The following is a 21,171-nucleotide window of genomic DNA, read 5'->3' as shown; positions in this document are numbered from 1 at the left end:
ATTTTTTATGCTCCGCGAGACGCGCAGAATGACGCCATCGACACCTTTGAAGCGGAGAATGGACATGGCGACGAGAACTCTCGAAACGGGCCGCACGGCGCTCGTGCTGGGCGTGGGCGGCGGCATAGGCGGTGAGGTTGCACGGCAGTTGGCAGGCGCTGGCTGGCGCGTTCGCGCGCTGCAGCGCGGGGTTGGCGCGGCGGCGGCAACAGACGCGACGGCCACCGCGAGCGCGGAGCGCGCCATCGAACGGCTGCGGGGCGACGCCATGGACCGCGAGGCCGTGCTGCGCGCCGCCGAGGGCTGCGACGTGATCCTGCATGCGGTCAACCCGCCGGGCTACCGACGCTGGGCCGATCTCGTGCTGCCGATGATCGACAACACGGTCGCCGCGGCCCAGGCCGTGGGCGCGACCGTGGTGCTGCCGGGCACCGTCTACAACTTCGGTCCGGAGACGCTGCCGCTCGTCGGCGAGGATGCGCCGCAGCGGCCGCGCACGCGCAAGGGCGCGATCCGCGTGGCGCTGGAGCAGCGTCTGGAAACCGCCTCGGCCCGTGGGGTGCGTTCGATCATCGTGCGCGCTGGCGACTTCTTCGGCCCGCGCGTGGGCAATAGCTGGCTCGCGCAGGGCCTCGTGAAGGCCGGACAGCCGGTGCGTACGGTACGCGAACCGGGCCAGCGCGGGGTGGGCCACACGTGGGCTTATGTGCCCGACGTCGCCCGCGCGATACGCGAGCTGATCGAGATGCGCGCCACGCTTGCGCCCTTCGCGCGCTTTCATATGACTGGCCATTGGGACGCGGACGGCACGCAAATGGCCGCCGCCATCTGCCGCGTGGCGCAGCGCCATGGCCTGCACGCGCAACGCAAGCCGTTCCCGTGGCCGCTGATCTACGCGTTGGCGCCGTTCGCCACGACGCCGCGCGAGATGCTGGAGATGCGCTATCTGTGGCGCGAGGCGCTCCAGCTCGACAACGCGAGGCTCGTGGCGACGCTCGGCCGCGAGCCGCATACGCCGCTCGATACGGCCCTCGAGGCGACGCTGGCCGGTCTCGGCTGCCTTGGCGAGACCCCGCATGGACTGGCCGCCGCGCAATGACGCTCGCGAAACAAGCGGCCGCGCGCCGCGTGGATCACCCATTCGCGACGCTCCATACCCATACTGCAAGCAGGCATACGCCCCTTGAGCCGACCGGGCAAAACCGGGCGGCATGGCCTGGATTATTGGCTCGCGCTAAAATGCGGCCCGTTCCTGCATGCATCTGCGAAATACGGAGAAGTCTGATGATTATCGAACCGCGCGTCCGCGGCTTCATTTGCGTGACGGCCCATCCCGTGGGATGTGAAGCCAACGTTGCGCAGCAAATCGAATACGTCAACGCGCAAGGCGCGATTGCCAATGGCCCGAAGCGCGTGCTGGTGCTGGGCGCGTCCACGGGCTACGGCCTTGCCGCGCGCATTTCGGCGGCGTTCGGCTCGGGCGCGGACACGCTGGGCGTTGCTTTCGAGCGCGCCGGCACCGACACCCGCCCCGCCACCGCGGGCTGGTACAACACCGCCGCGTTCGAGAAGTTCGCAGCGCAAAAGGGGCTCTACGCGAAGACCATCAATGGCGACGCGTTCTCTGACGCCGTGAAGCGCGAGACGATCGACACCATCAAGCGCGATCTGGGCCAGGTCGACCTCGTGGTCTACAGCCTTGCTGCGCCGCGCCGGACGCATCCGGTAACGGGCGAGGTGCACACGTCCACGCTCAAGCCCGTGGGCAAGACGCTGCGCATGCGCGGCATCGACACCGACAAGGAAACCATCAAGGAAACGGTGCTCGAAGCGGCAACGCAGAGCGAGATTGACGGCACGGTGGCCGTGATGGGCGGTGAAGACTGGCAGATGTGGGTTGATGCGCTGCTCGAAGCAGGCGTGCTGGCCGATGGCGCGAAGACGACGGCGTTCACTTATCTTGGCGCGGAAATTACGCACGATATCTACTGGAACGGTTCTATTGGCGCGGCCAAGAAGGATCTTGATCAGAAGGTGTTGGGTATACGCGCGAAGCTCGCGGAGCGTGGTGGCGATGCGCGTGTGGCGGTGCTCAAGGCCGTGGTCACGCAGGCTAGTTCGGCTATTCCCATCATGCCGCTGTATCTTGCACTGCTTTTCAAGGCGATGAAGGAAAACGGCACGCATGAGGGCTGTATCGAGCAGGTTTATGGGCTCTATCGTGATTCGCTCTACGGCGCAGCGCCGGTGCTCGATGAGGAAGGGCGTCTGCGCGCCGATTATAAGGAGCTTGCGCCGGAGATTCAGGCGCGTGTGAAGGCGGCCTGGGATCAGGTCACTGAAGAGAATCTTTATGCCACTACGGATTTCGTGGGGTATAAGGCAGAGTTTCTGCGTCTTTTTGGGTTCGGGGTCGAAGGTGTCGACTATGGCGCCGATGTTAATCCGAATGTTGCGATTCCGGGTATTGTGGAGATTTGAATTTTGGCGCTCGAGGCGCCTGATTTTGGTTGGTATGGCAACTAGTTAGGTCGGCGCGTTGGCTACGTTGGCCTTAACTTGTTTTCGCGGCGGGCCGCGGGCGTTGCCCCTGTGCGGGGCGGCACCTACTTTTCTTTGCAGCCGCAAAGAAAAGTAGGCAAAAGAAAGCGGCTCACACCGCTAGTGTGACGCAGGCCCCCACTGCCCTTCCAATCGGAGCGGCTCCGGGGCATCCGTCGCCTCGCACACTCCGCCTTAGTGACAAAGGACTCATTCTTCCCGCCGCGCGCTACGCGCGGGCGGAAGGGTATGCAAGAAAAACCGGGCGGGCTTGCCGGCGAATGCACTGAGGGTGCCGTCCGGTAAGTGCGCGGAGGTGCGGACCGGTAAATGCGCGGGAGTGCTGATCGGTAAATGCGCTGGGGTTCTCCCGGTAAATGCATTGGGGTGCTGACTAGTGAATGCACAGGCGTGATGGCTTGCGAATGCATGGGCGATCCGCCGATTGAATACGTTGGAGTCCTACGAATACGCGTGCATCCCACTGGTTTTGGTTATGCCCAACGGCGCGCGCAGCGCCGCCGGATGAATGAGCCCTTAGTCACTCCGCTATACGTCGCGTGATGGCAAACGCTCCGGAGCCGCTCCGATATACAGGGCAGTGGGGGACTGCGTCACACTGGCGGTTTGAGCGGCTTTCTTTTGCCTACTTTTCTTTGCCGCGGCAAAGAAAAGTAGGTGCCGCCCCGCACAGGGGCGACGCTTGCGGCCCGCCGCGAATACAAGTTAAGGCCAACGAGCCAGAATCGCGCCCCCGCACTATCAATGCGAATGCCTGGGCACCTCGGCTCCCCGGCAGCCGACCAGAAAATCGAAATCGCACCCTTCATCGGCTTGCAACACATGCTCGACATAGAGCTTGCGATAGCCGCTCGCATCAGCCGGCACAGCCTTGCTCGAAGCAGCCCAAGCATCGAGCCGCACACCAATCTCCGCATCGCTAATATCCACGCGCAGCGTACCCTTATCGCAATCGAGCTCGATCCAGTCGCCGTTGCGCACGATCGCAAGCGGCCCGCCCGCGCGCGCCTCGGGCGCCACGTGCAGCACCACCGTGCCGTAAGCCGTCCCGCTCATGCGCGCATCCGAAACGCGCACCATGTCCGTCACGCCCTGCGCGAGCAGCTTCGGCGGCAGGCCCATATTGCCCACCTCGGCCATCCCAGGATAACCCTTCGGCCCGCAGTTCTTCATCACGAGCACCGAGTCGGCCGTGACATCAAGCGCCGGGTCGCCAATGCGCGCCTTGTAGTCGTCGAAGTCCTCGAACACCACAGCGGGGCCGCGATGCTTGAGCAGCTTAGGCGAGGCCGCCGAAGGCTTGAGCACCGCGCCGTTCGGCGCAAGGTTGCCGCGTAGCACGCACAAGCCGCCATCGTGCACGAGCGGATTGCCGAGCGGACGGATCACTTCGTCGTTGTAGTTCGGCGCTTCACGCACGTTCTCCCAGATCGTGTGCCCGTTTGCAGTGAGCGCGTCGGGATGCGGCAGCAGCTTCGCTTCGCCCAGTTGCCTCAGCACCGCCGGCAGGCCGCCCGCGTAATAAAACTCCTCCATCAGGTAACGGCCCGAGGGCTGCAAATCGACGATGGTCGGCGTGTTGCGGCCTATGCGCGTCCAGTCGTCGAGCTCCAGCTTCACGCCAATGCGCCCCGCAATCGCCTTCAGGTGGATCGCCGCATTGGTCGACCCGCCAATCGCGGCGTTCGTGCGGATGGCGTTCTCGAACGCCTCGCGCGTGAGCAGCTTCGAGAGCTTGAGGTCTTCGAGCGCCATCTCGACAATTCGCATTCCTGATAAATGCGCGATCACGTAGCGGCGCGCGTCCACGGCGGGAATCGCGGCGTTGTGCGGCAGCGTCACGCCCAGCGCTTCGGCCATGCACGCCATCGTCGAAGCCGTGCCCATGGTGTTGCAGGTGCCCGCCGAGCGCGACATGCCCGCCTCCGCCGACATGAACTCGTGCATCGAGATCTTGCCTGCCTTCACCTGCTCGCTCAATTGCCATACCACCGTGCCCGAGCCGATGTCGCGCCCCGCGTGCTTGCCGTTGAGCATCGGCCCGCCGCTCACGACGATCGCGGGCACGTCGCAGCTCGCCGCGCCCATCAGCAACGCCGGTGTGGTCTTGTCGCAGCCGCACAGCAGCACGACAGCGTCCACGGGGTTGCCGCGGATGGCCTCCTCCACGTCCATCGACGCAAGGTTGCGCGTGAACATCGCCGTGGGACGCAGGTTCGATTCGCCGTTGGAGAACACCGGGAATTCGACGGGAAAACCGCCCGCCTCGTACACACCGCGCTTCACGTGCTCGGCCAGCTTGCGAAAGTGCGCGTTGCAGGGCGTGAGCTCCGACCAGGTGTTGCAGATGCCGATGATCGGCTTGCCCGCGAACTCGTGCTCGGGGATCCCCTGGTTCTTCATCCAGCTCCGGTACATGAAGCCGTTCTTGTCCGTGGTGCCGAACCACGCGGCCGAGCGGAGGCTGGTTTTGCGAGTGTTCATGGCGTTGCCCACTTAGTGAGAAAAACCCATAAATAACATGACTATATTAGCGTCGATGATCGGGAAAACGCTAATAAAAACGGCCCATACCGTTGCATATAGTTTGGCTATTCAAGCTTGCAAGGTGAGTGGCCGGCGGATTTAACCATAGCGGATAAACGCTGGCCTGGGATGGCGCGACCGACTCGCGTCACGGTCCGGCCTGTCCGGACCGGAGGGACGCGGGCGCAAGCGTCATGAATTAAACGAAGAACTACTAAGCGACATCGGAGACTCGCATGAAACTGGCTACTCGCATGGCAAGCGGCTTGATTGCCGCTGCCGCGGCTTTTTCGTTTGCGGCGGGCGTCGCGCACGCCGAGGACAAGCAAATCACGCTGGGCTTCGCCCAGGTGGGCGCGGAAAGCGCCTGGCGCACCGCCAACACCGTTTCGATCAAGGCCGCCGCGAAAGACGCCGGCATCAACCTGAAATTCTCGGACGCCCAGCAGAAGCAGGAAAACCAGATCAAGGCGATCCGCTCGTACATCGCGCAAAAGGTCGACGTGATCGCGTTCTCGCCCGTCGTGGAGTCGGGCTGGGAGCCGGTGCTCCAGGAAGCGAAGCGCGCGAAGATTCCCGTGATCCTCACCGACCGCAACATCGACGTGAAGGACCAGTCGCTCTATGTGACGATGATCGGCTCGGACTTCATGGAGGAAGGCCGCCGCGCCGGCAAGTGGCTCGAGGACCATTACAAGAACAATCCGGGCCCCATCAATATCGTCGAATTGCAGGGCACGGTGGGCTCCGCGCCCGCGAACGACCGTCACGCGGGCCTCATCGAGGTGATCAAGAACGATCCGAAGTTCAAGATCATCGCTTCGCAAAGCGGCGACTTCACACTCGCGGGCGGCAAGCAGGTGATGGAGGCGTTTGCCAAGACGTATGGCAACAAGATCAACGTGGTCTACGCGCATAACGACGACATGGCGCTCGGCGCGATCCAGGCCATGGAGGAAGCGGGCATGAAGCCGGGCACCGATGTGAGCGTGGTCTCGTTCGACGCCACCAAGGGCGGCTTCCAGGCGATGATCGCCGGCAAGATGAACGTGGATGTGGAATGCAGCCCGCTGCTCGGGCCGCAACTCATGAGCGCCGTGAAGGACGTGGTGGCGGGCAAGCCCTTGCCCAAGCGCATCGTCACGAACGAAACGGTGTTCCCGGAGAATGTGGCGGCGCAGGTGCTGCCGTCGCGCAAGTACTAACCGCAAGCAGGCGCCAGCACGCATGAGCCCCACGCCGTTGCTTGAAACCGTCGGCCTCACGCGCACGTTTCCTGGCGTGCGCGCGCTCGACGGCGTCGATTTCCGCCTCTTCCCCGGCGAGATCCACACGCTGATGGGCCAGAACGGCGCGGGCAAGTCCACGCTCATCAACGTGCTCACCGGCGTGCACGAGCCCGAGGCCGGCGAGATCCGCCTCGCCGGCCAGCCGGTGCGCTTCGCGACGCCGCAGGAAGCCGAGGCCGCGGGCATCCAGACGCTCTATCAGGAAGTCAATCTCTGCCCGAACCTCTCGGTGGCGGAGAATATTTTCGCAGGCCGCCAGCCGCGCAAGCGCGGCCTGATCGACTGGAAGACGATCCACCGGCGCGCGGCGGAGGCGCTCGCCGGGCTCAATCTCTCGCTCGACGTCACGCAGTCGCTCGACACCTACCCTATCGCCATGCAGCAGATGGTGGCGATCGCGCGCGCCGTTTCCGTCGATGCGCGCATTCTGATTCTCGACGAACCGACGTCGAGCCTCGACGAAGGCGAGGTCGCGCGCCTCTTCGGCGTGCTGCGCAAGCTGAAGGCGTCGGGCATCGCGATTCTGTTCGTCACGCATTTTCTTGAGCAGACCTACGCGATCTCCGACCGTATCACCGTGATGCGCAATGGCGAGCGCGAGGGCGAGTATCTCGCCGCCGATTTGCCGGTGCAGACGCTGGTCGCCAGGATGGTGGGCGTGAGCCATGCCGATGAGCGGCTCACCCACGGCGACGCGCCACCGCGCGAGCCCGGCACGCCGGAGGCGCACGCACAGGACGCCGCCGCGCGCACCGGCGAGCCGTATCTCGCCGCCGAGGGCATCGCGCGCCGCGGCGTGCTCAATGCGCTCGATCTCGAAGTGCGGCCTGGCCAGATTCTTGGCCTTGCGGGCCTGCTGGGCTCGGGACGCACGGAGACCGCGCGCCTCCTGTTCGGTGCGGAGCGCGCCGACGCGGGCGCCGTGCGCATCCACGGCAAGACCGTGAAGCTCGCCTCGCCGCGCGACGCGGTCCGTCACGGCATGGCGTATTGCCCCGAGGACCGCAAGAAGGAAGGCATCGTCGCCGATCTCTCGATCCGCGAGAACATCGTGCTCGCGCTGCAAGCGCGGCGCGGCTGGTGGCGCATGATCGGGCGCGCACGGCAGCGCGAGCTGGCCAATGCCTATATCGCACAGCTCGGCATCAAGGCGCGCGATGCGGAGCAGCCCATCGGCCTGCTCTCGGGAGGCAATCAGCAAAAGGTGCTGCTCGCGCGCTGGCTGGCGACCGAGCCGCGCCTCCTGATTCTCGACGAACCCACGCGCGGCATCGACGTGGCCGCCAAGTTCGAGATCATGGACCGCGTGCGCGCGCTCTGCGCGAAGGGCCTCGGCATTCTCTTCATCTCCTCGGAGATCAGCGAGGTAGTGCGCGTGAGCGACCGCATCGCCGTGCTGCGCGACCGGCGCAAGGTGGCCGAGTTATCCGGTGAGGCGCGCTCGGAGCGCGAGGTCTACGGCCTCATCGCTGGAGATCGCAAATGAATGTGCGCCCGCCTTCCGCGCTGCCGTCCGGTCTGCCCGCGTGGCTCGCGCTCGTGCTCAAGCATCCGCTCGTCTGGCCCGCGCTCACGCTCGTGGCCTTGTTTGCCGTCGACGTCGCGCATCGCGCGAACTTCCTCGCCATCACGCTGCTGGGCGGGCATCTGTTCGGCGCACCCGTCGACATCCTCATGCGCGCCGCGCCGCTCGTCGTGGTCTCGCTCGGCATGACGCTCGTGATCGCCACGCGCGGCATCGACATTTCGGTGGGCGCCGTGGTCGCGATCGCCGGCGCGGCGGCGGCCACCGTGCTCGCCGACGACCCCTCGCGCGTGGCCGCCGCGTTCGGCGCGGCGCTCGCCGTGGGCCTGCTCGCGGGCATGTGGAACGGGATGTTGGTGGCCTTCGTCGGCATGCAGCCGATCATCGCGACACTGATCCTCATGGTGGCCGGGCGCGGCGTCGCACAATTGCTCACGGGCGGCCAGATCATCCCGATCGGCGCGAAAGGCTATTTGTACGCGGGCGGCGGCTACTTCGCGCTGGTGCCCTGCGCCGTGTGGATCGCCATCGCCGTGACCGTGCTCACCGTGCTCATCGTGAACCGCACGGCGCTCGGGCTCTTCATCCGCTCGATTGGCGTGAATCCCGTAGCCGCGCGGCTCGCGGGGCTTTCTTCGCAGGCCGTCGTGTTTGGCACCTATGCGTTTTGCGGCGTGACGGCGGCCATTGCCGGCATCCTCATCAGCTCGAACGTGCGCAGCGCCGATGGCAACAACGCGGGCCTCCTGCTCGAACTCGATGCGATCCTCGCCGTGACACTAGGCGGCACCGCGCTCTCGGGCGGACGCTTCAGCCTCGCGGGCACGGTGCTGGGCGCGCTCATCATCCAGACGCTCACCTACACCACTTATTCGATCGGCGTGCCGCCCGAGGCCACGCTCGTCGTCAAGGCCGTGGTGGTGCTGTGCGTGTGCGTGATCCAGTCGCCCGCCGCGCGCGCGTTCGCCGCCCAGCAACTCAAGCGCATCGCGTTCGCGCGGCGCGCGCGGGCCTGAATAACGACTTCGGGACAACCGAGCATGAACCGCCCACCGCCCGCCAACGCCCCCCAAGCCCATGCAGGCACGCTCGCCGCGTTGCGGCGCGGCGTCTCGCGCTTCGTCGATCCGCGCGTGCTGCCCATCTTCGTCACCGTGCTGCTGTTCGTGGCGCTGTTCGGCTTCGGCTCCGTGATGTACACCGGCTTCTTCTCGCTACAGGTTTTGTTCGGACTCCTCGTCGACAATGCGTTCCTGCTGATCGTGGCCATCGGCATGACGTTCGTGATCATCTCGGGCGGCATCGATCTTTCCGTTGGCGCCGTGGTCGCGCTCACCACCATCCTGTGCGCCGTGGGCACCGAGAAACTACACTGGTCCGTGGCCGTGGTCGTGCCGCTCGTGCTGCTGTTCGGCGCCCTCTACGGCGCGGCAATGGGCGCGCTCATCCACTGCTTCCGGCTGCAGCCCTTCATCATCACGCTGGCCGGCATGTTCCTCGCGCGCGGCACCTGCTTTCTCATCACGACCGAGTCCATCCAGATCAGCGACCCCGGCTTTCACGCACTCTCGGAGTTCAGCATCCCCGTGGGCAGCGGCTCGCTCACCACGGGTTCGCTCACCGCGCTCGCCATGCTCGCGGCGGGCATCGTCATCGCGCATTTCACGCGCTTCGGGCGCAACGTCTATGCGATCGGCGGCAACGAGCGCTCGGCGCTGCTCATGGGCCTGCCCGTCGCGCGCACCAAGATTGCCGTCTACGCGCTCTCGGGTTTCTGCTCCGCGCTCGGCGGCGTGGTATTCACGCTCTACGTGCTCTCGGGCTACGGCCTGCAGGCCCAGGGCATGGAACTCGACGCCATCGCCGCGACCGTGATCGGCGGCACGCTGCTTACGGGCGGCGTGGGCTACGTGATCGGCTCGGTGTTCGGCGTGGGCATCCTCGGCACGATCCAGACCCTCATCACCTTCGACGGCACGCTCAGCTCATGGTGGACGCGCATCGTGATCGGCGCCCTGCTCTGCGCGTTCTGTCTGCTGCAGCGCGCCACCGAGCGCCACGCCGCGCGCCGCAAGTCCACCGGCGGCGGCAAGGGCACGGCGCATGCGCCCCGCGAGCGCGTGCAACCAACAGCGCCGCTCGATCAAACCAGGCTCACCGCCGCGCCGCCACGCGAGGCGTGAAGCCCAGCAAGCAGCGTCGTAAGCGCTTTGTTACCCATGCGCCCAATAGTCCGACTAGTTAGGGGTATACATGGATTAGGAGGCGCAACCGCGCTGCACTACCATTTTTGCGGTACCGCACGGCGCGTATCGAGCGCTTCCGGATCGGGGTTGCACATCGTCACGCCATAGCCCCATGCTGCGCCGCCCGGCGCACTCCCGGTGCCGTCCAGCATCTGCACGCGATCGACTCAACGTCGACCACATCGACCAACGAAGAAGAGAGCCGGAGGAAGACATGGCACAGCAACGGGATGACGACAAGGCAGGCAACAACAACGGATTGAACGCCGCGCGGCGGGGGCTGATGCAGGGCGCCGGGCTAGGCGCGGCGCTCTCTCTCATGAGTGCGCTCGGAGGCGGCGCGGGCGGCCTGATTTCGCAGGCGCAAGCGGCGGAAATGGCGTTTCCCTCGCACAAGAAATGGAAGATCGTGTTCGTCAATCACGTCACCACGAACCCGTTCTTCGTGCCCACGCAATACGGCATTCAGGATGCCTGCTCATTGCTCGGCATGGACTACCAGTGGACCGGCTCGGCCACCTCGGACGCGGGCGAAATGGTGCGCGCCGTGAATTCGGCGATTGCCGCTAAGGCCGACGCCATCGCCGTGCCGATCGTCGACCCAGGCGCCTTCGACAAGCCCATCCAGGCCGCGCTCGACGCCGGCATTCCGGTGTTCGCCTATAACGCCGACGCGCCGCGCGGCAAGCATAATCCGCGCCTCGCCTATATCGGCCAGGACCTGTATCTCTCGGGCTACCAGATGGGCGAGCGCATCGTGAGCCTCATCGACAGCGGCATGGTCGCGCTCTTCATCGCGACGCCGGGGCAGCTCAATATCCAGCCGCGTCTCGATGGCGCGAGCGACGCCATCAAGAAGTCCGGCAAGAAGATCGATATCCAGACCGTGGCCACGGGCGCGACCGTCAACGAGGAGCTTTCGAAGATCAAGTCGTTCTATCTGGGCCACCAGGACCTGAAGGGCATGTTCGCCGTGGACGCGGGCAGCACGCAGGGCGTGGCGCAGGTGATGAAGGAATCGAACCTGCCTTCGAAAGGCGTGCACGGCGGCGGCTTCGACTTGCTGCCGACCACGATCGAGCTGATCCACGAAGGCTTCCTCGACTTCACCATCGACCAGCAGCCCTACGTGCAGGGGTTCTATACGGTGATGGAGGCATTCGTGTTTCTCGCCTCGGGCGGCCTCGTCGGTCCGGCCGACATCAACACGGGCCTGAAATTCGTGACGAAGGCGACCGTCGATCCGTATCTGAACACGTCGACGCGCTATGAAGGCAAGACCACCAAGCCGCAAATCGTCCCGATGAACGGCGCAATCAAGTCGTGATGGATACAGTGAACGAATCAGGCAAGATCGAAGCGGTCCGCGCGCCCCGGCGCGCGGGCGTTTCATTCGCATCGCAATGGGCGCCCGAGCTGCGCATCCTGCTCGTGGCCGTGCTGCTGGCCGCCTATTTCGAATTCGCGAACCACGATTTCCTCCTCACCAACGCGAGCCTCGTCAACCTCTCGCAGTTCATCGCGCCGGTGGCGATCATCGCGTTCGGCGAGATCATGCTGATGATCGGCGGCGACATCGATCTTTCGGCGGGCATGGTGTTTGCGTTCGCGCCGTTCATGATGGTGTTCGCGAACGATGCGGGCGCGCCCATGTGGCTCGCCGTGATGGCGGGGCTCGTGGCCGCCGCGGTCATCGGCTTCGTGAACGGCGCTGTGACCGTATGGCTGCGGCTGCCCTCGTTCGTCACCACGCTCGGCACGCTCTTTCTCATCAACGGTATCACGCTCACGGTCTCGCGCGGCACGCCCGCCGCCACGCCGGGCTCGCCCACGTTCTCCGGCTTCATGGGCGCGTGGGGGTATAGCGAGATCCTCTGGACCGTGGCCATCGCGTTCGCGATGCACGTGCTCTTGCGGCACACCCGCTGGGGCCTGCACACGCAGGCGGCGGGCGCGAACCCGCTTGGCGCGAGCGAGGCCGGCATTCATGTGAACCGGCTGCGCCTTGGCAATTTCATCCTCGCCGCGGTGCTCGCGGGCTTCACCGGCATGCTCGAAGCCTTTCGCATCACCTCCATCGACCCGCAGGCCGGCGGCAACCAGATCATGTTCCTCGCCGTGGCCGCCGCCGTGATCGGCGGCACGCCGCTCACGGGCGGCTCGGGCACCATCGTGGGCGGACTCATCGGCGCGGCGGTGCTCGGCATCCTCAACGACGGCTTCACGCTCATCGGCATCAACGCGTTCACGTTCAACATCATCCTGGGCGCCGCGATTCTGGCCGCCATGATCTTCAACATCCACGTCGGACGCATTCGCCGCAAGGGAGGACGCTGATGGACGAGTCTCAAGCCGCCTCTTCCGGAACCGGCGCAGCCCCCGGTGCTACCGGTGGCACCAGCGCCCCGGACGCGCCGCTCGCGGTGCGCGGCGAGCGCCTCGTGAAGCGCTTTGGCGCGGTAACGGCGCTCGACGGCGTCTCGCTCACGCTCGGCCGTGGCGAGATTCTGGGCATCCTCGGCGACAACGGCGCGGGCAAGTCCACGCTCGTGAAGATTCTCACGGGCTTTCATCAGCAGACGGCCGGCACGCTCCATATCGACGGTCAGGAGACGCTGCTGCGCTCGGTCGATCATGCGCGCTCGCTCGGCATCGAATGCGTCTATCAGGATCTCGCGCTCGCGAATTCGCTGAGCATTTACCACAACATGTTCCTGAACCGCGAGATCGTGCGGCGCGGGCCGTTCAGGCTGCTCGACCACAAGCAGATGCGCGAGCGCGCCGCGCAGTGCCTCGACGACATCGGCGTGCATGTGCCTTCGGTGGACTTGCCTGTCGAACGCCTTTCGGGCGGTCAGCGCCAGGCCATTGCCGTGGCGCGCGCCGTGCATTCGAACGCGAAGATCCTGCTGCTGGACGAGCCGCTCGCCGCCATGGGCGCGCGCGAGGCGGGGCTCATCATCGACCTCGTGATGCGGTTGAAGGAAAAAGGCGGCCTATCCATTATCATGATCATGCACAATTATGCGCAGACGCTCGATATCGCGGATCGCATCATGTTGATGCAGCGAGGCCGCGTGACCTACGAACAGAAAAGTGCGCTCACGTCGGTGGCGGAGCTCATGGACATCGTGCGGCGGGAATACCGGGCCATGCGCGCCAACAGTACACACTGAGCGCACCGGGTCCGTTGATCCTATTGAGCGCACCGGGCCTACACAACAGGGGGAGTCGGAGCGTGCTGCCCACACCGGGCGCTCCGGCGGGACAAACATGGATTACCGCAATCTAGAGAAACGCAAGAGCATGCACGGACGCATCGTGCAGGAGCTCGGCATGCAGATCGTGAGCGGCAAGCTCGCTCCGGGGCAGCGCCTGCCCGCCGAGCCCACGTTGTGCGAGACCTATGGCGTGAGCCGCCCGGTGCTGCGCGAGGCCACGCGCGTGCTGGTGGCCAAGGGCCTCGTGGTGTCCAAGCCGCGCGTGGGCAGCGTGGTGCGCAAGCGCGAAGAGTGGCACATGCTGGACCCCGACGTGCTGTATTGGACCGTGAACAGCATTCCCGAAGGCGAATTCTTCCGCTCGCTCATGACGGTGCGGCAGATCATCGAGCCTGCGGCGGCCGCGCTTGCCGCCATTTCCGCCAACGATGAAGACCGCGTGCGGATTGCCGCTGCCTATGCACGCATGGAGCAGGCCAAGACGGCGGCCGATCTGCTCGAGCCCGATCTCGAGTTTCACCGCGCGGTCATGGCAGCCACTCATAACGATATGCTTGCGTATATCGGGAACATGCTGTCGCTTGCGCTGACCGAGTCGATCAAGCTCACGAGCCGGCATCCTAATACGCATGCGCTTTCGTTGCCGAGGCATAAGGCGATACTCACGGCGATCGAGAACCGCGACGCACTCGCGGCCAGGCAGGCGAGTGTCGTGCAGCTCGATAATGCTCGGGCAGATGCCAATATCATCTTGGGTGGCGCTGCGCTGGAGACCTGAGTGAGTGCTATCGTGGATTTTTTTTGGCGCGTTGGCCTTAACTTGTATTCGCGGCGGGCCGCAGGCGTTGCCCCTGTGCGGGGCGGCACCTACTTTTCTTTGCCGCGGCAAAGAAAAGTAGGCAAAAGAAAGCGGCTCACACCGCCAGTGTGACGCCGTCCCCCACTGCCCTTCCAATCGGAGCGGCTCCGGGGCATCCGTCTCCTCGCACACTCCGCCTTAGTGACAAGGGGCTCATCCTTCCCGCCGCGCGCTACGCGCGGGCGGAAGGGTATGCAAGGAAAACCGGGCGTCTTGCCAAGCGAATGCGCGGGAGTTCTGCAGTCTAATATGTTGGAGTCCTACCGATAGCAGCGGTTGCTTCCTTCAGGTGAATACGTTCGAGTCCTACGAATATGCGTATATCCCAATGGTTTTTGTTATGCCCCACGGCGCGCGCAGCGCCGCCGGATGGATGAGCCCTTAGTCACTCCGCTATACGCCGCGTGGTGACAGACGCTCCGGAGCCGCTCCGAAGGACAGGGCAGTGGTGAACTGCGTCACACTGGCGGTTTGAGCGGCTTTCTTTTGCCTACTTTTCTTTGCCGCGGCAAAGAAAAGTAGGTGCCGCCCCGCACAGGGGCAACGCCTGCGGCCCGCCGCGAATACAAGTTAAGGCCAACGCCACAAGGCACCACACCAAATCCCACTCAGCGACCGAACGCCTCGACTTCAACAAGCCGCCCAAGCAGAAATGCATCACCCACAAGCCGCAGCGGCCGCACATCCACATCTTCAGCCCCATGTGCGATAAGCCAGTAAAAGCGCTCATAGAGCGCCGCATATTCGCGCTCCGCCTCCAACTCGACCGGTTCACCGGCAACAACAAGGCGCTTGCCGCCTTCCACAATCGAGAGCAGCCCGTCCGTGGTTTCCACATCGATTTCCCATTGCTCGAACGGGCCGTGACGCCAGTCGAACTCGGCGCGCACCGGCACGCCGTCGGTATCAACGCAGTCGAGCTCAGCGGCAATAGGCGTCGCGCAATCGCCAGGCACATGCAGCGTCGCGCCGCGCAACACCACTTCGCGCGGCAAAATGCGCGTGACGATGGAAAGCGCATTAATACCGGGATCGAACACGCCGAGGCCACCCGGCTCCCAGATCCATTGCTGGCCCGGGTGCCAGCGCCGCACGTCTTCTCTCCAGCGCACGTGCACGGCGCGGATCGTACGTTGCGCAAGCCACGCACGCGCCGGCTCGACGGCGCGCGCGCAGCGCGAATGCCACGTGGCGAATAGCGTGCGGTTGTGCTGGCGCGCCAGCTCGCGCAGCGCTTCCACTTCGCTCACGCTCGCACCGGGCGGCTTTTCGAGCATCACATGCTTGCCCGCTTCGAGCGCGGCGCGCGCCTGCTCGTAGCGCACCTGCGGTGGCGCACAGAGCGAGACGGCGTCGAGCCCGGACTCGGCCGCGAGCAGCGCACCGATATCGGTGTAGTTGCGCACGTGCTCGACCTGCGCGTTGCGGCTCGCGCTCGCCACGAGCTCGAAGCCGGGATTGCCCGCGATGGCAGGCAAATGCTGGTCGCGTGCGATCTTGCCGACGCCGACGATGGCCAAACTATAGGACGCGTTCATGACGAGTCTTGCCTCTCTATCGAAATCATCCATTAAATTAATCTCGATGCCGAATCTATTATTTCCCCCAGCGCAGCACGAGCGGATCGAGCCGCCGTGCAATGGCGATCAGTTCGGCGCGCGCTTCGGGATGCATCGCTGGCAACGGATGGCGCGGCAGCTCGCATGCGATCACGCCCCCCTCCTTCATAAGCGCCTTGCAGGCCAGCAGCCCCGCCTGGCGGTTCTCGTGATTGATGAGCGGCAGCCACTTCTGATAGAGCGTGAAGGCTTCGTCAAGGCGGCCCGCGCGATGCGCCTCGATGATCGGGCGGATGCCGTCCGGGAAACCGCCGCCCGTCATCGAACCGGTCGCCCCGGCATTGAGATCCGCCAGCAGCGTGATGCCTTCTTCGCCGTCCCACGGCCCCTCGGCCGCTTCGCCCGCGAGGCGGATCAGCTCGCGCAGCTTGTTCGCCGCGCCCGGCGTCTCGATCTTGAAGTACGCCACCTGCTCGATCTCGCTCGCCATGCGCGCGAGAAACGCCGCGGAGAGCACTGTGCCGCTAGCGGGTGCGTCCTGAATCATGATGGGGATGTCAATGGCGTCCGACACGCGCGCGTAGAACTCATAGATCTGCTGCTCGGGCACGCGAAAGGTCGCGCCGTGATACGGCGGCATCAGCATGACCATCGCCGCGCCCTGCTCGTGCGCGCGCCTGCTGCGCGCCGCGCACACGTTGCTGCCGTAGTGCGTGGTGGTGACGATCACCGGCACGCGGCCCGCCACGTGCTCGAGCACCGTGCGTGTGATGGTTTCGCGCTCATCGTCCGATAGCGAGAACTGCTCGGAGAAGTTCGCGAGTATGCACAGGCCGTCCGAGCCCGCGTCGATCATGAAGTCGACGGCGCGCTTCTGGCTCTCCAGATCGAGCTCGCCGGTCTCGGTGAAGGTGGTCGGGACCACCGGGAAGATGCCGCGGTAGCGCGGCTCGATGCTTGAAAGACTCGTATTCATATCGTCAGTCCTGCCAGAAGGAATGCATGGGCTGTGGGATCGCTCACGCCGAACGCCTTGATAATGGTAGGCAACCAGAGCGACAAACCCTTCGATTTCAGCATTGGTATAAACACTGAAAACTATTTGGGATGGCAGGCGAAACAGGCTCGATTCGAGCCCCTGGTACGTGCGCACGCGGCTCAAGACGCGGCAATCGAGCGCCCGAGCCGGATACACTTGTCCGGCGTTGCGCCAGGCGGGCGGCTGATTACGCCCAATAGCACGCCGCGTTGCCCGCGAAACCGGAGAACCCTCATGCAAGACCCGAAAACGGCCACACCCGATTCCAGCGCCATCCGCGTCGCGCTCTGGCGCGCGCTGCATCTGGAAGTCGATGCCGAACCACACGTGCTCAACGACGCAATCGGCATGCAGCTTGCCGCGCCGGACGCGAACTGGCGCAATCGCCCCGACATGCATCCCGATGGCACGCGCGGCTATCGCGCATCCATCGTAGGCCGGGCGCGGTTCATCGAGGATCTCGTCGCCGCGCAGGCCGATGCAGGCGTCGCGCAATACGTGATTCTGGGCGCGGGCCTCGACACGTTCGCGCAACGTCGGCCGGAGATTGCGTCGCGGCTCCATGTGTATGAAGTGGATCAGCCCGGCACGCAGGCGTGGAAGCGCCAGCGGCTCGCCGAACTCGGTTATCGCGAGCAGGCGTGGCTGCGCTTCGTGCCCGTGGATTTCGAGGCAGGCGAATCGTGGTGGACGTTGCTGGCAAACGCAGGGTTCGATGCGAAAGCGCGCGCCGTGGTGGCGTCCACGGGCGTGTCGATGTACCTCACGCGCGAGGCGAATCTCGCCACGCTGCGCCAGATCGCGCAGCTCGCGCCGGGATCGATGCTCGCCATGACCTTCACGCTGCCGCTCGATCTCGTCGACGCTGCGGAGCGCGCGCAACACGAGGTCGTTTATGAACGCGCGCGCGCCGCGGGGACGCCGTTTCTCAGTTTCTTTCGTCCCGAGGAAATGCTTGCGCTTGCGCAGGAGGCCGGTTTTTCGAAGGCCGAGCATGTGAGCACCGCTGATATCGTTGCAAGGTATTTTGCGGGACGTAGTGATGGGTTGCGGCCGTCTACGGGCGAGTCGTTTTTGGTGGCGACGGTTTAAGGCGAAGCTAATCCGCCATATCGAGCATGAGAAAACCAACTTGCCGGAGCGAATATAGGCATTTGCGCCGGCTTGCCAACATGGCATTCGATCTTCGAAATAGATTTCCACTCTCAAGTTTCAAGATAAAATCTCTACGCGACAAGTGTTGCCATTCTTTGACAATCTTCCTCGCTTAATCCAATACATTTTCGATTCCCAAGCTCCCAAGGCATCCACACATCGAGTGTGCACCTGAAACATCCCGCATAATTCATGGAATCGATATAGACTCGAACCTGAATATCGCAGAGACAGAAAACAACTCATGACCTCATTGCTGCAACCGGGATATGCGCCATTCATAATGGCAATCGGGATAATGATCGCAGTCGGCGTGCTGGAAGGCCTCACGCTGTTGTTCGGATTCAGCGTAACCGGGCACGCAGGCAATTTCATTGAACACCACTTCGAGATCGATCACACGGGAGCTGGTGCCGAAACTGGCGTCGTCGCGCAGTTTCTGGGCTGGCTGCATATCGGCCGGGTGCCGTTTCTGATCCTGCTCGTTCTCTTCCTCACGGGTTTCGCGGTTACAGGCCTGTTGCTGCAATCGATCATGCAGGCGCTGTTCCACTTCATGCTGCCGCCCTGGCTCGCCGCCTGCCTGGCACTGCCCCTGTCCTTGCTGTTCGTGCGCAAGATGGGCAAGCCGATCGGCCGTCTCGTGCCGCAGGAAGAATCGAGCGCGCTATCGGAAATCGACTTTATCGGCCGGGCGGTGCGCATTGTCACAGGGCAAGCCTCGCAAGGCAATCCGGCCGAGGCGCGTTTCGTCGATGAATTCGGTCAGGCGCATTACGTTCGCATCGAGCCGGACGATGCAGGGCAGGTATTTGTACGCGGGCAAACGGTATTGATCGTCGCCCGCGTCTCGGGATCGTTGTTTCGGGCCATCAAGAGTCCGCGTCACGATGGATGAAGCGCGGCCGGCGGCGTATGCACGCCGGATTTCGTTGTTGCCATTTACGTTGAGAGTCGAATAAAGCAATGGATACGATCATATTCTGGGGGGCCATCGGATTGGCGGTGGTTGTCGGGCTGTGCCTGATCGGGCTGATCTTCGCGCGCCTTTATGTGCGGGCGTCGGCCGAGCGGGCGTTTGTGCGCACGGGCCTGGGCGGCCAGCGGGTCATCATGAGCGGCGGCGCCGTGGTGCTGCCGGTGTTCCATGAGGTCATTCCGATCAACATGAACACGCTGAAGCTGGAAGTCAGCCGCGCCTCGCGTGACAGCCTGATCACGAAAGACCGCATGCGCGTCGACGTCGTGGTCGCGTTCTTCGTGCGCGTCAAGCCCACGGCGGAAGGCGTGTCCACCGCGGCGCAAACGCTGGGCCAACGCACGCTCGCGCCCGAGAATCTGCGCGCGCTCGTCGACGACAAGTTCGTGGATGCGCTGCGTTCGACCGCCGCGCAAATGACGATGCAGGATCTGCAGGATGCTCGCGAAAAATTCGTGCAAGGCGTGCAGAACACGGTCGCCGAGGATCTCACCAAGAACGGGCTGGAACTCGAAAGCGTTTCGCTCACCAACTTCAACCAGACCTCCAAGGAGTATTTCGATCCGAACAACGCGTTCGACGCGGAAGGTCTCACGAAGCTCACGCAGGAAACCGAGCGCCGCCGCAAGGAGCGCAACGAGGTCGAGCAGGATACCGAAGTTTCCGTGCGTGAAAAGAATCGCGATGCGCTTTCCAAACGGCTCGAGATCGAGCAGCAGGAAGCCTTTATGAAGCTCGATCAGGAGCAGCAAGTGAAAACGCGCGCTGCAGAGCAGAGCGCGCGCATTACCGCCTTCGAGGCGGAGCGCCACCAGGAAGCCGAGCAAAGCCGCATTGTCGCGGAGCGTCAGGTGCAGGAATCGGAGATCGAGCGCGAGCAGGCGGTGCGTTCGCGCAAGGTGGAAGCCGAGCGTGAAGTTCGCGTGAAGGAAATCGAGCAGGCCAAGGTCACGCAGATCGCCGAGCAGGAAAAGGCGATCATCATCGCGCAGAAGTCCGAGGCGCAGTCTCAGGCCCAGGCGCGCGCCAACGAATCGCTTGCCGAGGCCGTGAAAGCGGAGCAGTTCGTCGAAACCACGCGCCGCACGGCGGAAGCCGACCGCACCAAGCAGGTCGCCCTGATTGAAGCGGCGCAGGAAGCCGAGACGAATGCCGTGCACATCACGACCAAGGCGCGGGCCGAACGCGAGGCGGCGCAGATGCAGGCCACCGCGATCGTCGAGTTGGCAGAGGCCCAGCGCAAGAAGGGGCTGGCCGAGGCCGAAGCGCAGCGCGCGCTGAACGACGCGATCAATACGCTGTCGTCGGATCAGACCAGCCTGAAGTTCAAACTGGCGTTGTTGCAGGCGCTGCCGGCGATCATCGAGCAAACGGTCGAGCCGATGAAGTCGATCGACGGCATCAAGATCATCCAGGTCGACGGGCTGAACCGTCAGGGTGCATCGTCTGCCGATGGCACGCCAGGCGCAGGCGGCGGGGCCGGCGCCGGCAATCTCGCCGAGCAGGCGATGTCGGCTGCGCTGTCGTATCGAGCGCACGCGCCGCTCGTTGATTCACTGCTCAAGGAAATCGGCCTGGCGGGAGATTCGCTGCAGTCGATGCTGCCGGGTGTGACGGGTGCACCGTCCGTTTCTTCGGCCCGCGACGCGCTCGACACCTAACTCAGCTCGCAAAACCGCAGCATATTCCCGAACGGATCGGCGATCTGCATCTGGCGGCCCCATGGCATCTCCTCGATGCCGGGCCGCGCGTAAGCGTACTGCTTCGCGGAAAGCTCGCGATGAAACTCGCCAATATCCTCGACTGGCAAGAAGAGCGCCGTGCCCGGCGTGCCGTCACCGTGATGCTCGCTCAGATGCAGGACCAGTGCGTCGCGATGGACCTGCACGTAAAGCGGCAAGTCCGGCTCGAAGCGATGCTCCCAATCGGCCTTGAAGCCCAGAAAGTCGATATAGAACGCATACGCTTTCTCCACCGAGAACATGCGCAGGATCGGAATGGGGGCAAGCAGTTTCATCGCGAAGCGCCATAGGGTGAGATCAAGCCCGCGCCGGGCGGCGCGGGTCTGCGCGATTATCGCCGTTGACGGCATTTCGCGGCGCGCGGTTGCCGCGCTATAGTCCCCACCTGAAGCGCACGTGCACTTCGCCGCCGCATCGACACACCCGCGCTTGAGCGCATCGCCGCTCGATCGCACCGCCGCACTGACTG

At 64.3% G+C, this 21,171-nt stretch carries 18 protein-coding genes; 13 read left to right on the top strand and 5 right to left on the bottom strand.

From position 1 onward, the window contains the following. Positions 1-64: 64 nt before the first annotated feature. Both E1956_RS35935 and fabV read left to right on the top strand, forming a co-directional pair. Positions 65-1,099 carry an NAD-dependent epimerase/dehydratase family protein gene (locus E1956_RS35935; protein WP_134758137.1) on the top strand — a complete coding sequence of 345 codons (1,035 nt, stop codon included), beginning with the start codon at positions 65-67 and terminating at the stop codon, positions 1,097-1,099. A gap of 185 nt (positions 1,100-1,284) precedes the next feature. After that, complete coding sequence (gene fabV, locus E1956_RS35930) at positions 1,285-2,481, top strand: enoyl-ACP reductase FabV (protein WP_134758136.1); 1,197 nt, start codon at positions 1,285-1,287, stop codon at positions 2,479-2,481. Between the two features lie 822 nt (positions 2,482-3,303). Here the strand turns inward: fabV and E1956_RS35925 are convergent. Next, positions 3,304-5,046 carry an IlvD/Edd family dehydratase gene (locus tag E1956_RS35925; protein WP_134758135.1) on the bottom strand — a complete coding sequence of 581 codons (1,743 nt, stop codon included), beginning with the start codon at positions 5,044-5,046 and terminating at the stop codon, positions 3,304-3,306. A 296-nt stretch (positions 5,047-5,342) separates the two neighbouring features. Here E1956_RS35925 and E1956_RS35920 point away from each other — a divergent pair, with 296 nt between their 5' ends. The 4 genes from E1956_RS35920 to yjfF all read left to right on the top strand — a co-directional run bounded on the left by E1956_RS35920 (position 5,343) and on the right by yjfF (position 10,085). Beyond that, positions 5,343-6,293, top strand: coding sequence for an ABC transporter substrate-binding protein (locus tag E1956_RS35920; RefSeq protein ID WP_418789364.1), 951 nt, complete (start codon positions 5,343-5,345; stop codon positions 6,291-6,293). Between the two features lie 22 nt (positions 6,294-6,315). Continuing rightward, a complete protein-coding gene (locus E1956_RS35915; RefSeq protein ID WP_134758133.1) occupies positions 6,316-7,863 on the top strand; it encodes a sugar ABC transporter ATP-binding protein in 1,548 nt (515 codons plus the stop codon). Next, positions 7,860-8,918, top strand: coding sequence for an ABC transporter permease (locus E1956_RS35910; RefSeq protein ID WP_134758132.1), 1,059 nt, complete (start codon positions 7,860-7,862; stop codon positions 8,916-8,918). Before E1956_RS35915 ends, E1956_RS35910 begins: the two co-directional genes overlap by 4 nt. An 81-nt stretch (positions 8,919-8,999) precedes the next feature. Further along, on the top strand, positions 9,000-10,085 hold the full coding sequence (gene yjfF / locus E1956_RS35905) for a galactofuranose ABC transporter, permease protein YjfF (protein ID WP_232072412.1): 1,086 nt from the start codon (positions 9,000-9,002) through the stop codon (positions 10,083-10,085). Positions 10,086-10,183: 98 nt separating this feature from the next. On the opposite strand, the gene E1956_RS47445 is transcribed toward yjfF, so the two are convergent. Then, complete coding sequence (locus E1956_RS47445) at positions 10,184-10,306, bottom strand: hypothetical protein (protein ID WP_256377824.1); 123 nt, start codon at positions 10,304-10,306, stop codon at positions 10,184-10,186. Between the two features lie 56 nt (positions 10,307-10,362). Between E1956_RS47445 and E1956_RS35900 the strand changes: the two genes are divergently transcribed. From E1956_RS35900 to E1956_RS35885, 4 genes are all read left to right on the top strand, one after another. After that, the gene (locus E1956_RS35900; protein WP_134758130.1) at positions 10,363-11,475 is read left to right on the top strand and encodes a sugar ABC transporter substrate-binding protein; all 1,113 of its coding nucleotides are present in this window, start codon (positions 10,363-10,365) and stop codon (positions 11,473-11,475) included. Beyond that, positions 11,475-12,485: an ABC transporter permease gene (locus E1956_RS35895; RefSeq protein ID WP_134758129.1), complete on the top strand. Its 1,011-nt coding sequence runs from the start codon at positions 11,475-11,477 to the stop codon at positions 12,483-12,485. The genes E1956_RS35900 and E1956_RS35895 overlap by 1 nt, the downstream gene beginning before the upstream one ends. Beyond that, entirely contained in the window at positions 12,485-13,324 is an 840-nt protein-coding gene (locus E1956_RS35890; RefSeq protein ID WP_134758128.1) for an ATP-binding cassette domain-containing protein, read from the top strand. The genes E1956_RS35895 and E1956_RS35890 overlap by 1 nt, the downstream gene beginning before the upstream one ends. 97 nt (positions 13,325-13,421) lie before the next feature. Then, complete coding sequence (locus E1956_RS35885; protein WP_134758127.1) at positions 13,422-14,147, top strand: FadR/GntR family transcriptional regulator; 726 nt, start codon at positions 13,422-13,424, stop codon at positions 14,145-14,147. A gap of 689 nt (positions 14,148-14,836) precedes the next feature. Here the strand turns inward: E1956_RS35885 and E1956_RS35880 are convergent. Together E1956_RS35880 and E1956_RS35875 are read right to left on the bottom strand one after the other, a co-directional pair. Next, on the bottom strand, positions 14,837-15,766 hold the full coding sequence (locus E1956_RS35880; RefSeq protein WP_134758126.1) for a Gfo/Idh/MocA family protein: 930 nt from the start codon (positions 15,764-15,766) through the stop codon (positions 14,837-14,839). Positions 15,767-15,824: 58 nt separating this feature from the next. Next, positions 15,825-16,763, bottom strand: a complete 939-nt coding sequence (locus tag E1956_RS35875; RefSeq protein WP_134758125.1) for a dihydrodipicolinate synthase family protein — start codon at positions 16,761-16,763, stop codon at positions 15,825-15,827. A 297-nt stretch (positions 16,764-17,060) separates the two neighbouring features. On the opposite strand from E1956_RS35875, the gene E1956_RS35870 reads away from it, so the two are divergent. The 3 genes from E1956_RS35870 to E1956_RS35860 all read left to right on the top strand — a co-directional run bounded on the left by E1956_RS35870 (position 17,061) and on the right by E1956_RS35860 (position 20,621). Next, positions 17,061-17,918, top strand: a complete 858-nt coding sequence (locus E1956_RS35870; protein ID WP_134758124.1) for a class I SAM-dependent methyltransferase — start codon at positions 17,061-17,063, stop codon at positions 17,916-17,918. A 307-nt stretch (positions 17,919-18,225) separates the two neighbouring features. After that, entirely contained in the window at positions 18,226-18,879 is a 654-nt protein-coding gene (locus E1956_RS35865; RefSeq protein ID WP_134758123.1) for a YqiJ family protein, read from the top strand. Positions 18,880-18,947: 68 nt separating this feature from the next. After that, positions 18,948-20,621, top strand: coding sequence for a flotillin family protein (locus E1956_RS35860; protein ID WP_134758122.1), 1,674 nt, complete (start codon positions 18,948-18,950; stop codon positions 20,619-20,621). On the opposite strand, the gene E1956_RS35855 is transcribed toward E1956_RS35860, so the two are convergent. After that, on the bottom strand, positions 20,618-20,977 hold the full coding sequence (locus tag E1956_RS35855; RefSeq protein ID WP_134758121.1) for a glyoxalase superfamily protein: 360 nt from the start codon (positions 20,975-20,977) through the stop codon (positions 20,618-20,620). The genes E1956_RS35860 and E1956_RS35855 overlap by 4 nt on opposite strands. Positions 20,978-21,171: the final 194 nt, after the last annotated feature.

Source organism: Paraburkholderia pallida, assembly GCF_004524855.1.
GTDB lineage: Bacteria > Pseudomonadota > Gammaproteobacteria > Burkholderiales > Burkholderiaceae > Paraburkholderia > Paraburkholderia oxyphila.
Note: the sequence above shows the minus strand (reverse complement) of the source record. Positions and strands in the feature narration are given on the sequence as shown.